Here is a 13,402-nt window from a genome sequence, read left to right on the forward strand (position 1 = left end):
ACCATATCACTTACTACCGTTTTTGTTTTTAGTTCCCGCTAATCCGCGATGAACCATAAAAAACCCAGCCTGTTGGCTGGGTTTTATAAGTAACCTAATGCTTAATCAATCTAATTAACCAATGTGCGTTACGCCGCTCATGTATGGTTGAAGTACTGTTGGGATAGCAATACGGCCATCTGCTTCTTGATTGTTCTCAAGAATAGCAACCATAGTACGACCAACAGCAAGACCAGAACCGTTTAGTGTGTGTACAAGTTCAGGTTTCTTCTCGCCTTTACGACGGAAACGAGCTTGCATACGACGCGCTTGGAAATCCCACATGTTTGAACAAGAAGAAATTTCACGGTAAGTCTCTTGTGCTGGAACCCATACTTCTAAGTCGTAAGTTTTCGCAGAACCGAAGCCCATGTCACCTGTACATAGAATCACTTTACGGTAAGGAAGCTCTAGAAGTTGAAGTACTTTCTCAGCATGACCTGTTAGCTCTTCAAGCGCTGCCATTGAGTCTTCTGGCTTAGTGATTTGTACTAGCTCAACTTTGTCGAATTGGTGCATACGGATAAGACCACGAGTGTCACGACCGTAAGAACCCGCTTCAGAACGGAAACATGGAGTGTGAGCTGTCATCTTAAGTGGCAGTTCAGCTTCATCAGTAATCGTGTCACGAACCATGTTCGTTACCGGTACTTCTGCCGTAGGGATAAGCGATAGAGTCTTAAGAGGTACGTCACTTACTTGTTCAGTTAACGGGCTTGTATGGAACAAGTCTTCGCCGAACTTAGGAAGTTGACCAGTACCGTAAAGGCTATCGTGGTTCACTAGATACGGTACGTACATTTCTGTGTAGCCGTGCTCATCAGTGTGAAGGTCCAGCATGAACTGAGCAATAGCACGGTGTAGACGTGCAAATTTGCCTTTCATCACGATGAAACGAGAACCCGAGATTTTAACTGCGCTAGCAAAATCAAGACCGCCAGACATTTCGCCAAGATCGACGTGATCTTTCACTTCAAAGTCGTAAGTCTTAGGTTGACCCCAACGAGAAACTTCTACGTTATCGTCTTCATCTTTACCATCTGGCACTTCTGCATCAGGTAGGTTAGGAATAGACATTGTGATCGTTTCTAGCTCAGATTGAAGATCAGCCAATGCTACTTTAGCTTGGTCTAGTTCTGCGCCTAAGTTGCCTACTTCTGCAAGGATACGCTCAGCTTCTTCATGGTCGCCTTTTGCTTTCGCTTGACCAATGGACTTCGATCGAGAGTTACGTAACGCTTGTAGCTCTTCAGTTTTCATCTGAAGGGACTTACGTTTTTCTTCAAGTTCACGAATTGTCTCTACATCAAGGGTGAAGCCTCGACGTGCTAATTTTGCCGCTGTTTCATCCAGCTCAGCTCGAAGTAATTTAGAATCCAGCATTGCTAATCCTATGCTTTAGTTATTTGAATATTCAGTAGCTTGCTACTGAATCACTGCTAAACCCCTAAAACTGGTGTTATTTCGACCAATTTATAACGATTTAATTGAAATTTTATGACTAGGTAACGATATCCAAAAAAGACTACTTTTCATAGCGTTTTTGTGGGCTTTTTGCGTCCAAATCCGCCAGATAATCTAGCTTCTCGCCAATTTTGGTCTCTAAGCCTCGTTTTGTTGGGAAATAGTATTGCTTCTCTCCCATTTCAGGAGGCAGATACTTTTCACCAGCGGCGTAGGCTCCTGGTTCGTCATGAGCATAACGGTATTCTTGCCCGTAGCCCATGTCCTTCATCAAAGTTGTCGGTGCATTTCGCAAATGATGCGGCACTTCATATTCAGGAAGATTGTGAGCATCTGTTAACGCTTGCTTCCACGCGGTGTAAACGGCGTTACTCTTTGGTGCACATGCGAGATAAACAACCGCCTGCGCAATCGCACGCTCCCCTTCAGCAGGGCCAATGCGCGTGAAGCAATCCCAAGCCGACATCGCTACCTGCATGGCGCGAGGATCAGCGTTACCGATATCTTCAGAAGCAATCGCCAGCAAGCGTCTAACAATATACAAAGGATCACAACCCGCAGCAATCATTCGTGCTGACCAGTACAAGGCCGCATCAGGGTTTGAGCCACGAATTGACTTATGAACCGCGGAGATTAGGTCGTACCAAATATCACCCTTGTTATCGAAACGAGCGACTTTCTCACCAGCCACTTCAGCCAACAACTGCAAGGTTATCGCTTTCTCGCCTTTATCGTTGTCTTCTGCCATGTCATACAGCAGTTCAAGGTAGTTAAGCGACATACGCGCGTCGCCGTTAACCAGTTCTGCAAGGCGATCTAAAACATTATCAGCAAAATCAACAGGCACATCACCTAACCCACGTTGCTTATCTTCAATCGCTTGGCGAATGACAAGAGAAATATCATCTGTGTTCAGGGACGTCAGTTTGTAGACACGCGCACGTGACAACAAAGCGTTGTTCAGTTCAAAAGATGGGTTTTCTGTCGTCGCACCAATAAAGGTCACGGTGCCATCTTCGATATGAGGCAGAAAAGCATCTTGCTGACTTTTGTTAAAGCGATGGACTTCGTCCACAAACAGGATGGTTCTGCGCCCTGCTTGCTTGTTCTCGCGCGCTTTTTCAATTGCAATACGAATGTCTTTTACGCCCGAGGTTACCGCCGATACGCGTTCCACTTCAGCATTCGCATAGTTTGCTGCAACTTCGGCTAACGTCGTTTTACCGGTGCCCGGAGGCCCCCACAAAATCATCGAGTGGATATGGCCCGCTTCCAACGCTCTGCGAAGTGGTTTACCTGGGCCTAATATATGCTGCTGACCGATGTACTGTTCGACAGTTTCCGGTCTCATACGAGCAGCAAGGGGACGAAAATCTTCGTCCCCCGCAAAATCTAAGCTGTAATTACTCAATTGCAATCTCTTGATTCGTTGATGGCATTAATGCCTATCGACGTACTACCAAACGATCTGCTTGTTTAGATCAGTTTCTTTGGTCGTCGACCTCGACACCTTCCGGTGCCACAAAAGTAAAGCGGTCTGCTGCAGGTTTACCCAAATCAACATTGCTAAAGGTAAACTCACCTTTTTGACCGTCTTGTTCAATCACATTAAAGCCCTGAACAATGCCCTTTTCGGTGATATTAATCTGGAAGTCGCCCTGATTAGAATCGACAGCAGTTGGCGTTAGCGTGAATTGGTTACCCGTTTGCACCACATTATAGTTATCCCAATCACTTTCTTGGTTACGTGTAAGCAGGACAAAAGGTGTCTGTGATGTCGCTTGCTCTTGCCAATAAATGCTCACTTGCTCAATGAACGGGCTGTAGTACCACAAGCTTTGGCCATCAGATACCAACAAGTTTTCATCAGGGAACGTGGTCTCCCAGCGGAACAGGCTTGGGCGTGCAATCTCTACCGTGCCCTCACCTTCCATAACAACATCACCATCAGGGCTGGTCACGACTTGTTTAAAGTCAGCGCTGAAGCCTGCGTTTAATGCCAAGCGGCTACTCAACTCTTCTTTCGGAGAAGCAAACACTGAGAAGCTCATAAATAAAAGTGCGAATACTTTTTTCATCAATAATCCTGTTAGAACATAAGTCGGTCATATTTTCGATTTGACCGACTGAATAGTTATGAGTTCCTACCGGAACTAATCTTTTGGTGGCGCTGGTGCTAAGACTTCTCGGTTACCGTTATGACCTGGAGCACTTACTATACCTTGAGCTTCAAGTTGCTCGACAATACGTGCAGCACGGTTGTAGCCAATCTTGAATCGACGCTGTACGCCTGAAACTGAGCCACGACGTGAATGAACAACGTGTTCTACCACTTGATCAAACAGAGGATCGACCTCTTCATCACCTTCCATCTTCTCACCCGGAAGCAAGGTTTCTGGGGTTTGTTCGCCGTTGGTGATTTCATCAATATAGTTTGGCTTACCACGCGCTTTCCAGTTATTCACGACTGCGTGTACATCGTCATCAGATGCAAAGGCACCGTGAACACGAGTTGTATGGCTAGAACCCGGTGGCAAGTAAAGCATATCACCCATGCCCAATAGTGATTCCGCACCACCTTGGTCAAGGATAGTTCGTGAATCCGTTTTAGTTGATACCGTAAAGGCCACACGGGTTGGAATGTTCGCTTTAATAAGACCAGTAATAACATCCACTGATGGACGTTGCGTCGCTAGGATCAAGTGAACACCCGCCGCACGTGCTTTTTGTGCCAAACGTGCAATCAGTTCTTCAACCTTCTTACCAACCACCATGATTAGGTCGGCAAATTCATCAACGATAACCACAATGTAAGGCAGCTTCTCAAGCAATGGCGCTTCTGGGTCCATGCTGTCGCCCGGCTTCCACAGTGGATCGTGAATTGGGTGACCCGCTTCCGCTGCCATCTTAAGCTTATCGTTGTAACCTTTAATGTTACGAACGCCTAATGCTGACATCAGCTTATAACGTCGTTCCATCTCGCCAACACACCAACGAAGGGCGTTCGACGCATCTTTCATGTCGGTTACCACTTCAGACAATAGATGAGGAATACCCTCATAAACCGATAGCTCAAGCATTTTCGGGTCGATCATGATGAAGCGAACATCTTCCGGTGATGCTTTGTAAAGCATACTCAGAATCATTACGTTCACACCTACCGACTTACCAGAACCGGTTGTACCTGCAACCAGAACGTGAGGCATTTTCGATAGATCAGCAATAACGGCTTCACCAGCGATGTCTTGTCCTAGAACCACTGTCGTTGGCGATTTCGCTTCTTGGAACTGAGGGCTAGCAACCACGTCTGAGAAGAATACCGTTTGGCGACTCATATTCGGCAGTTCTAAGCCAACATAAGGTTTACCCGGAATCACTTCTACGACACGTACTGCCAATGCAGAGAGCGAACGCGCTAAGTCCATAGAAAGGCCAGAAATACGGCTTACTTTCACACCTGGAGCCAGATCAAGTTCGAATCGAGTGATTACTGGACCTGGGAAAATGTCGACAACGTCTGCTTTGATCTTGTAGTCCGCTAGCTTAGATTCAACAAGACGAGCAATTGCCTCTAGCGCATCACGGTCAATAAAGGTTTCACGCTTTTCAGGGTGGAATAACAATTCAAGCGTGGGTAATGGCTCAGCAGGCTTAGGTAAATTAACATCTTGTTGAACCAAGAACGGATTCTGCGCCGCTGCCATATTCGCTTGGGCTTCAGAAACAATGCTTTGGAATGCGGCGACATCTTGATCTTGATCTTGATGCGCAGGTTCTTCTTCCGTTACTTCTTCCCAAGGAAGATCAACAGTTGGCTCTAGGTTTTGTGCTGTTGGCTGTTCAGGTTCTGAATGTTCTTCTTGATAAGGGAAAGGTTCAAACTGTTCTTCGATTAATGCTGCGTCAGCTAATTCAGCTTCAGCCTGTTCTGATTCAAGCTCTGAGCCCTGTTGGTAGCTTTGCTCTTCCGTAACATCAAACGGTGAAGGTTGTGCAGAGAAATCGTCTTCCACGGTTGTTTCTGGCTCGCCCATAGGTGAAGCGTATAAAGATTCAGGTTGAACATCTTCAGAACCAAATTCGCCATTTACTTGTGGTGAGCTATCTAATTCTGGTTCAGCACTTCTAAGGTCAGCATGAGCAGGGCCAACTTCTGGTTGTTCGTTCTGCATGTATTGTTGGTAAGCAACCTGAGAATCATGCGCGTCAACCTGATCTTGTTCTGCTAGGTCATCTTCATACATGGCCGCATTTTCTAGCTGCTCTATCGTTGCATTCAACTGTTTAGAGCGCTCAATACCTTCTTCTAGCGGTTCTTCTGGCGCTTGGTAAACAGCTGCTGCAGGGATCGTTTGCTCTGACTCAATTACCGCTTGAGGCTGAACCTGAGGTTCTTCATGAACAGGAGCTTCTTGTTTCGCAGGAGCATCGACAGGCATATGAATATTGTAATGACGCTTCGGCGATGCAGCATTGTCTCGCGTATTTGTCGCCACGTCTGCCGACTCATTGGTCGCAGAAAAACTCATCGCAGGATCTAGCGGATCATGCTCTGTTGATTCTTTGTTGCCTTCTATAGCAGGAACATCGCGGTAAGTTGGCGCTTGATGCTGCTGATGACGTTCTTCGATTAAATCGCGGTCTGCTGATTCTCTTAATTGAGGCTCAAGCAGCTCTTGGTCTTGGCCACGAGCCTTATTAACAGTAGACGTGAAAAATTTGATGGCACATTCACCCAACCATTCCACAATGCTTAGCCAAGAGATACCGGTTAATAGAGTGAAACCAGCACCCCATAAGAAAAGAAGAACCAGCGTACTACCAAGAACATTCAACGTTGGAAGTGCAAGGCTTGTTAAAACGTCACCTACCACGCCACCGGATGAAAAGTACCAGATGTCGTCAAAGTTGATATCCGCTAAACCACAACTCGTAAGAATTAGGATAGTCAGGCCAAGTAAGCGAGTGCCCCACAGCATGAAGTCGATCTGCTCGTCTTCATTACGTTTGCGGAATAAAACCCACGCAGCAACCGTCACTAAGATAGGCAGAGGGTAAGCCAAAGAGCCAAATACGAAGAAAAGCGTATCCGCCAACCAAGCACCTAGGTAGCCACCCGCATTTTGAATGTCACCACCCCACGCCGTTTGCGACCATGATGGGTCTGCAGGACTAAAAGTTAATAACGCAACGGCAAGTAGAATAGAGAAGAGAACACCGAGAATCAGACTGCACTCTTTGAGACGTTGAGAACCACTCAAACGAGGAGACTGAGGCTCTTCACTCGTTTTAATGATTGTTTCTACTTTATTACTGCTCTGCTTGAACATAAACCAACTTAATAATTAAACGGGATAAAAACATCTCGAGCGGCCAAAGCCGCTCGTTTCAATGAAACTACTGTTGATTTAACCATATCAAACAGAAAAACCCAATTCCAGAAAGCAAGAAAGCGGAACAAATGTCCGCTTTCTTTCATTTCACCAATTGTGACTAACGAGTTTTAATCACAAGTTGATTGGTTTGTTTCACTTCTTCCATTACTACGTAAGTTCGAGTGTCGTTTACGCCCGGTAGACGAAGTAACGTATCACCCAGTAGCTTACGGTAAGCACCCATATCAGATACACGTGTTTTTAGAAGATAGTCAAAATCACCCGACACTAAATGACACTCTTGGATGTCATCCAGTTTCTGCACAGCGGTGTTGAATTGTTCGAACACATCTGGCGCACCACGGTTCAACGTAATTTCAACAAACACTAAAAGTGAAGCATCAAGGTACTGTGGGTTCAGCAACGCTGTGTACCCAGTAATGTAACCTTGACGTTCTAAACGACGAACACGTTCAAGACATGGAGTTGGAGAAAGTCCTACTCGTTTTGAGAGTTCAACGTTTGAGATACGACCGTCTTTTTGCAACTCATTAAGAATGTTGCGGTCAATACGATCTAGTTCCTTGGACGGCTTCTTATAATTGTCTGCCATTTTTTATTCCACCTTATTACTTCCTTGCAAAAAAATATACTACAACTTTTTAATATTCAGTATCAAATTTTATCTAAACCTATCTATACTAGATATTAATTCGACAGAATTACCCTACACATAGATAAAACAACCAAAATAAAATGAGGAGTCAGGATGATAATTGGCGTACCTAAGGAAATCAAGAACCACGAATACCGCGTTGGTATGACCCCAGCTAGCGTGAGAGAACTAATCTCACACGGCCACCAAGTTTTTGTAGAAACCAATGCCGGTACTGGTATCGGTTTTTCAGACGATGATTACATCGCTGTAGGCGCATCCATTCTTCCTACTGCTGCTGACGTTTTCGCGAAAGCAGAGATGATTGTAAAGGTTAAAGAACCTCAAGCTGTCGAGCGAGCTATGCTTCGCGAAGGGCAAATATTATTTACCTATTTACACCTTGCACCAGATTTTCCACAAACTGAAGAGCTTATCAAGAGCAAAGCTGTCTGCGTAGCCTATGAGACTGTAACAGATAATATGGGTCGCTTGCCACTATTAGCACCAATGTCTGAAGTAGCTGGTCGTATGTCTATTCAAGCAGGTGCACAAACATTAGAGAAATCTAACGGTGGTTGTGGTCTTCTTCTTGGTGGCGTTCCAGGTGTTGAACCAGCAAAAGTTGTTGTTGTTGGTGGCGGTGTTGTAGGTGCTAACGCAGCACGTATGGCTGTAGGCCTTCGCGCTGATGTTACAATTCTTGACCGTAACGTAGATACACTGCGTCGACTTGATGAAGAATTCCAAGGTCGCGCAAAAGTGGTTTATTCTACTGAAGACGCCATTGAGAAGCATGTTCTAGAAGCAGACCTAGTAATTGGTGCAGTACTAATTCCTGGCGCAGCAGCTCCAAAATTGGTTACAAAAGAGCACATCGCTAAGATGAAGCCAGGTTCAGCAGTTGTTGATGTTGCAATCGACCAAGGCGGTTGTTTCGAGACTTCTCACGCAACCACTCACGCAGACCCAACTTACATTGTTGATGACGTAGTTCACTACTGTGTTGCAAACATGCCTGGCGCTGTTGCTCGTACTTCAACTTACGCACTAAACAATGCAACACTTCCTTACATTGTTAAGCTAGCGAACAAAGGCTACCGCGAAGCACTTCTATCTGATGAAGGCTTCCTAGAAGGTCTAAACGTTATTCACGGTAAAGTAACTTGTAAAGAAGTTGCAGAAAGCTTTGACCTTGAATACGTAGACCCAGCAGAAGCAATCGCAATGTTTAACTAATGATGTAATGACTAACTGAACGCAATAATCTTCTCGTTGAAGCGTTCAGTTAACTCATACACATTAAACAAAAAGCCAGTACGACATTATGTCGCGCTGGCTTTTTTGCATTAATGGATTTAGTTCGTAAAAACACGTAACAGTACGGTTTACCACTAGCGCTCGATTTTAACCCCATGAATCAATAGATTTCTTGGCGTAATACTGCGTTCACAGAACTCTTCAATCGTAGCTTCATAACCTTGCTCTTGCAGATAGATAGCGCGATCTAAAGCCAGCCATATCTCTAATGGTCGTCTAAAGACTTGTTGAACCAAACTCAGCTTTTCCATTTCCCAGAAAAGCGCTTCGCCTTGAATCAAATAAGAGTCAAAATCAATATCTGAGCCCAGCGATAGCTCTTTCACTTCAGATGCCCAACGGCAGAAAGATTCAAAACCCTCAGCTAACTCTGATTTTTTGATGCTCGGTACAGGAATGTATTCGTCAATGTTAAGTTCAGCCTTAAGCAACTGGCTGAAGCCTAGACGATAGCTCATCTCTAGTTGACGATGTCTTTTTACTCTTTCACCACCAGTAACGGTTTCTTGAAGCGGGATTCTCAAGTCGCTCTTACTTAACGTTAATGCTGAGCTTTTCGCGATAGAAGACATCGCTTGATAGTTTTCGTCTCGAATAAGATGATAACAACAAGGAGAAATAGTGACCGCTGGTAGCCCATGTGACACTGACTTTTTAACTAGCTCAACATGAAGATCACCACAAGCATGAAGGGCCACGGCATGTTGGTACGAATTAAACACGTCATCGGCCTTGTCTGAAAACGCATCTCCTTGAACAAAATCCATCGCTAACTTCTGGTCATCCGCAATCTTTTGTCCGCTTTCGCATAACGATTGCTGCCATTCAAAGCTAGTGACTTTTTGATCCGATTGCTGAGATAGGATTCGACCAAGAAAGCCTTTACCAGAACACCATTCCAACCACTCTTTTCCATAATGGTTCTCAAGCACAGCTTCTCCCATCGAAACAATTTGTTGCAACTTTCTTCCAGGAATACCATCTCCAGTACCGCGAGCAAGCTTTAACCCGGCAAGTGTCGCTCTTTCAAACTGGATATTTTGGTTAACGGCATATAATTGAGGGAGGAAAAGAGTCAATTCATCGGCCAATAGCTGAGGCTGCTCTTTCAACGTTTGAATGCGCTGAATACTCAAGCCTTCTAACCAATCAACAAGAGGACGATTCACATTGCGCCATGGTGTTTGGTGAGTTCGACATAGATGGAAGGGCTCTGAACGCCAATAAATTTGGTGCTCTAACAAAAATGAGTCGAGTATTTTGAATCGTGAATGCATGCTTCCCCCTATGATGGGTGGATTGTAGAGGGTAGAGGCCGAAATAGAAAGGCACTACATGAGATGCGGCGCAAAGAGAGGCAGTGTAAAGAAAAGTTATCGAGATGCGAACGTTTGAGGATGACACATAATTAAAACAAAAATCGGCCTGATAACAGACCGATTTAAAATTTAGAAATGCTTCCGAGCTTCTAGTCTTGTAATGTTCTAATCACTATCTCACCGGCAGATCGATATCCTTAAACATCTCTTCGATCTCATCATTCGATTTTAAAGAGATAGCTTGTTCAACAACAGGTCGAGTTAAATGCGGGGCGAAACGCTCCATGAAATCAAACATGTACGAACGCAGGAAAGTGCCTTTTCTAAAGCCAATGCTGGTGGTGCTTGCACCAAATAAATGACTAGCATCAATAGCGACCAGGTCAGTATCTTGTTCTTGGTCGATGGCCATACTTGCAATGACACCAACACCAATGCCCATACGAACGTAGGTTTTGATTACGTCTGCATCGGTCGCAGTAAACACAACACGCGGTGTTAAACCTACTTTGTTAAACGCGGTATCAAGCTCAGAACGGCCAGTGAAACCAAATACATAAGTCACGAGAGAGTAAGCCGCAAGATCTTCGATCGTGATATTACGCTTCTGTGCCAGGGGATGATCTTTGGTCACGACGATCGAACGGTTCCAGTGGTAACAAGGCAGCATAATCGCATCTTGGTAAAGGTGTAGCGCTTCCGTTGCAATCGCAAAATTCGCTGTACCTTTAGCGACGGCTTCTGACATTTGGCTTGGCGTACCTTGGTGCATGTGAAGCGATACTTTTGGATAGCGCGCCGTGAAACCTTTAATCACATCAGGCAGTGCATAACGAGCTTGAGTATGAGTCGTTGAAATATTCAATGTACCCATCTCTGGATGTGTGTGTTCACCCGCTACCGCTTTAATGCTTTCAACGCGCGCCAAAATCTCTTGAGAGATACGAATGATATCCTCACCCGCTTGGGTAACCTGCGTTAGATGCTTGCCGCTACGCTCAAAAATCTGAATGCCTAGTTCGTCTTCAAGTAATCTAACTTGCTTACTAATGCCAGGCTGAGATGTGTACAAACTCTCTGCTGTAGCTGAAACATTTAGGTTATGGTTTACAACCTCAACAATGTACTTCAGTTGCTGTAACTTCATATCTAACCTCGTAATCCTTTACTCATTTCTGTGCTAACTTATTTGCAAAGAGAGCGTTATAGTCGCGTGTAATATAATTAATAGTTATAACGCTTCGAACACAAAAATGACAGAAAAATTGAGTTTTTCTAGCTTAACAAACAAAAATATCACTAACGCTTTGCAACCCAACCCTCATTCTCATACATTAGTTGGTAAGTTTTGATTGCCGATTTCGCTCAACAAGAGATAATCAGAAATTGCAATTTACGAGTGCCGATACACAATGGAATCGTGTATCCTCTCCAGTTAGCTATAGAAAATAATAAGCAGACTCAAATATATGAATATTGGTTTAATAATCGTCTTAGTAGCCGTTCTTTTGGTGTTAGTTTTAGGCTACAACATCATGCTTCAATATAAAGTTAAGGTAGAAACAGCGAAGAAACAGGAAGCTTCTCGTTATCTAACCATTATTGACGGTACAGAAGAACTGATTGGCAACGCTCATCACATGCCGTTTAGCCAAGATCTTCTTGTATGCTTAAACAATCGAATTCTTGATGCATTAGAAAACATGTATCAACTCGATCCAAAAAATAAGCAGCTTGCCCAACGCATTGAAAGCGTAAAACAACAAATCACTCAGCTAAAAGAGAACTACAAAGGTGGCGAGAGTACCGCTTTCCGCGTACCAAGTAGTGACAAGCAAGCGATCATGATGCTTAAGTTAGTTAAACGCCTGCGTGATACGGTGCGCAACGAGCACAATAAAGGCCGTTTCGAGACTCAAGCTTATGTGGTTGAAAATGCTCGCCTAGAAACAATTCAAATCCGTATTAACATTGAAAATGTTATCAAACGTGCAAACGATTCGATTTCTCGCGGACAACCGGGAACAGCGATTCAGCTATTACGCAAAGGTATTGATGCTTTGGCGACTAAGAACGACTCGTACTCTAATCAAGCCAAAGAAAAGCTTCAACAGATGCTTAACGAGCTTGACCAGAAACGCCAAGACAAAAACGCTCAAGATTTGCAGCAGATGGAATCTAAAGAACGAGAAGACGATATGGATGCCCTCTTCGGTCAGAAGAAGAAATGGTAACAGTCTAACTCAACACTTAAAGGCCGCCTTATTTACATTAAATAGGCGGCCTTTTTTGTAGCTGTTGAATTTCCTTTCTCTGTATAGGGAGATCTCTTGAGCTGTGATAAAATCCCCGCATTATCAACAAACTTTCCCTGACCATGTATCAAGAATTACTCGCTCCAATCCACTCTTTTCTTAAAGCCGAAACGCCAGATTCATGGATAGATGAAGCCAAAAAGCCAGAAAATCTTCACATCATTCTACGCGATCACATGCTGTGTGAACTTAAGGCTGCACAGAGTGCTTTATTCCTTATTCGCAAGTACGCCGTCGATAAAGAAAGCGCGAAGCAACTGAATGAATGGATTTTGCCATACGAGCAATTTGCTTACCGTCGTATCGGAGACTTAGAGTCTCTGCGTGGTAAAAGCAACGTATCCAAGCAAATCACAGCGAAAGAAGGCTGTAATTACGGTGCTGACCTAATCGATAAGATGGTTTTACTGATCAAAGAAGAGCTGCATCACTTCTACCAAGTCATGGAGTTGATGGAGAAGAAAGGCGTGACTTACCAGCCAATCGAGGCGGGTCGTTACGCTAAGGGCTTGATCAAACAAGTTAAGACTTACGAGCCTGATGCTCTGGTTGATAAGCTTATCATCGGTGCGTTTATTGAAGCTCGCTCTTGTGAGCGCTTCGCTAAATTGGCTCCTTTCTTGGAAGAAGACATGGAGAAGTTTTACGTGTCTCTACTTCGTTCAGAAGCTCGCCACTACCAAGATTACCTTGAGCTAGCAGAACAGATCGCAGGGAAAGATATTTCAGAGCGTATTTCGCATTTTGCTCAAGTAGAAGCTGATCTTATCACTTCAGAAGACAGCGACTTCAAATTCCATAGTGGTGCTCCGATTTAGGCTCCACACAGAACATTCAGTCCAGTTTAGACTAATCCAGACTAATCGAGTAGGAGGAGGCCTCACGGCCTCCGTCCTCTCACACCACCGTACAAGC

The 13,402-nt window shown here is 44.5% G+C and carries 10 protein-coding genes; 3 read left to right on the forward strand and 7 right to left on the reverse strand.

What is annotated here, in order from left to right; translation table 11 throughout:
- Nucleotides 1-114: 114 nt before the first annotated feature.
- The 5 genes from serS to lrp all read right to left on the reverse strand — a co-directional run bounded on the left by serS (nucleotide 115) and on the right by lrp (nucleotide 7,491).
- Nucleotides 115-1,422 carry a serine--tRNA ligase gene (serS, locus tag AB6E30_RS21885; protein WP_372105239.1) on the reverse strand — a complete coding sequence of 436 codons (1,308 nt, stop codon included), beginning with the start codon at nucleotides 1,420-1,422 and terminating at the stop codon, nucleotides 115-117.
- Between the two features lie 142 nt (nucleotides 1,423-1,564).
- Complete coding sequence (locus tag AB6E30_RS21890; protein WP_017060249.1) at nucleotides 1,565-2,920, reverse strand: replication-associated recombination protein A; 1,356 nt, start codon at nucleotides 2,918-2,920, stop codon at nucleotides 1,565-1,567.
- Between the two features lie 64 nt (nucleotides 2,921-2,984).
- Entirely contained in the window at nucleotides 2,985-3,581 is a 597-nt protein-coding gene (lolA, locus tag AB6E30_RS21895) for an outer membrane lipoprotein chaperone LolA (RefSeq protein ID WP_372098779.1), read from the reverse strand.
- A gap of 75 nt (nucleotides 3,582-3,656) precedes the next feature.
- A complete protein-coding gene (locus tag AB6E30_RS21900) occupies nucleotides 3,657-6,833 on the reverse strand; it encodes a DNA translocase FtsK 4TM domain-containing protein (protein WP_372105241.1) in 3,177 nt (1,058 codons plus the stop codon).
- 163 nt (nucleotides 6,834-6,996) lie between these two features.
- Nucleotides 6,997-7,491: a leucine-responsive transcriptional regulator Lrp gene (gene lrp / locus AB6E30_RS21905; RefSeq protein ID WP_004734558.1), complete on the reverse strand. Its 495-nt coding sequence runs from the start codon at nucleotides 7,489-7,491 to the stop codon at nucleotides 6,997-6,999.
- A 156-nt stretch (nucleotides 7,492-7,647) separates the two neighbouring features.
- Between lrp and ald the strand changes: the two genes are divergently transcribed.
- Nucleotides 7,648-8,772, forward strand: a complete 1,125-nt coding sequence (gene ald / locus AB6E30_RS21910) for an alanine dehydrogenase (protein WP_017060246.1) — start codon at nucleotides 7,648-7,650, stop codon at nucleotides 8,770-8,772.
- 155 nt (nucleotides 8,773-8,927) lie between these two features.
- Here the strand turns inward: ald and AB6E30_RS21915 are convergent, their stop codons facing one another.
- Both AB6E30_RS21915 and cysB read right to left on the reverse strand, forming a co-directional pair.
- A complete protein-coding gene (locus tag AB6E30_RS21915; protein ID WP_372105243.1) occupies nucleotides 8,928-10,130 on the reverse strand; it encodes a methyltransferase in 1,203 nt (400 codons plus the stop codon).
- Between the two features lie 214 nt (nucleotides 10,131-10,344).
- Nucleotides 10,345-11,319, reverse strand: a complete 975-nt coding sequence (gene cysB, locus AB6E30_RS21920; RefSeq protein WP_010439939.1) for an HTH-type transcriptional regulator CysB — start codon at nucleotides 11,317-11,319, stop codon at nucleotides 10,345-10,347.
- A 322-nt stretch (nucleotides 11,320-11,641) separates the two neighbouring features.
- Here cysB and AB6E30_RS21925 point away from each other — a divergent pair, with 322 nt between their 5' ends.
- Nucleotides 11,642-12,406 carry a hypothetical protein gene (locus tag AB6E30_RS21925; protein WP_017060243.1) on the forward strand — a complete coding sequence of 255 codons (765 nt, stop codon included), beginning with the start codon at nucleotides 11,642-11,644 and terminating at the stop codon, nucleotides 12,404-12,406.
- A gap of 143 nt (nucleotides 12,407-12,549) precedes the next feature.
- Nucleotides 12,550-13,305, forward strand: a complete 756-nt coding sequence (gene miaE, locus AB6E30_RS21930) for a tRNA isopentenyl-2-thiomethyl-A-37 hydroxylase MiaE (protein WP_372105245.1) — start codon at nucleotides 12,550-12,552, stop codon at nucleotides 13,303-13,305.
- The last annotated feature ends 97 nt before the right edge of the window (nucleotides 13,306-13,402 follow it).

Source organism: Vibrio sp. 10N.247.311.12 (genome assembly GCF_041467515.1).
Classification (GTDB): Bacteria; Pseudomonadota; Gammaproteobacteria; order Enterobacterales; family Vibrionaceae; genus Vibrio; species Vibrio crassostreae_C.

What these genes read in the sequence shown, in the direction of transcription:
- lrp (WP_004734558.1), bottom strand. Translation starts at nt 7,491, where the DNA reads ATGGCAGACAATTATAAGAAGCCGTCCAAGGAACTAGATCGTATTGAC.
- ald (WP_017060246.1), top strand. Translation starts at nt 7,648, where the DNA reads ATGATAATTGGCGTACCTAAGGAAATCAAGAACCACGAATACCGCGTT.
- AB6E30_RS21900 (WP_372105241.1), bottom strand. Translation starts at nt 6,833, where the DNA reads ATGTTCAAGCAGAGCAGTAATAAAGTAGAAACAATCATTAAAACGAGT.
- AB6E30_RS21925 (WP_017060243.1), top strand. Translation starts at nt 11,642, where the DNA reads ATGAATATTGGTTTAATAATCGTCTTAGTAGCCGTTCTTTTGGTGTTA.
- lolA (WP_372098779.1), bottom strand. Translation starts at nt 3,581, where the DNA reads ATGAAAAAAGTATTCGCACTTTTATTTATGAGCTTCTCAGTGTTTGCT.
- serS (WP_372105239.1), bottom strand. Translation starts at nt 1,422, where the DNA reads ATGCTGGATTCTAAATTACTTCGAGCTGAGCTGGATGAAACAGCGGCA.
- miaE (WP_372105245.1), top strand. Translation starts at nt 12,550, where the DNA reads ATGTATCAAGAATTACTCGCTCCAATCCACTCTTTTCTTAAAGCCGAA.
- AB6E30_RS21915 (WP_372105243.1), bottom strand. Translation starts at nt 10,130, where the DNA reads ATGCATTCACGATTCAAAATACTCGACTCATTTTTGTTAGAGCACCAA.
- cysB (WP_010439939.1), bottom strand. Translation starts at nt 11,319, where the DNA reads ATGAAGTTACAGCAACTGAAGTACATTGTTGAGGTTGTAAACCATAAC.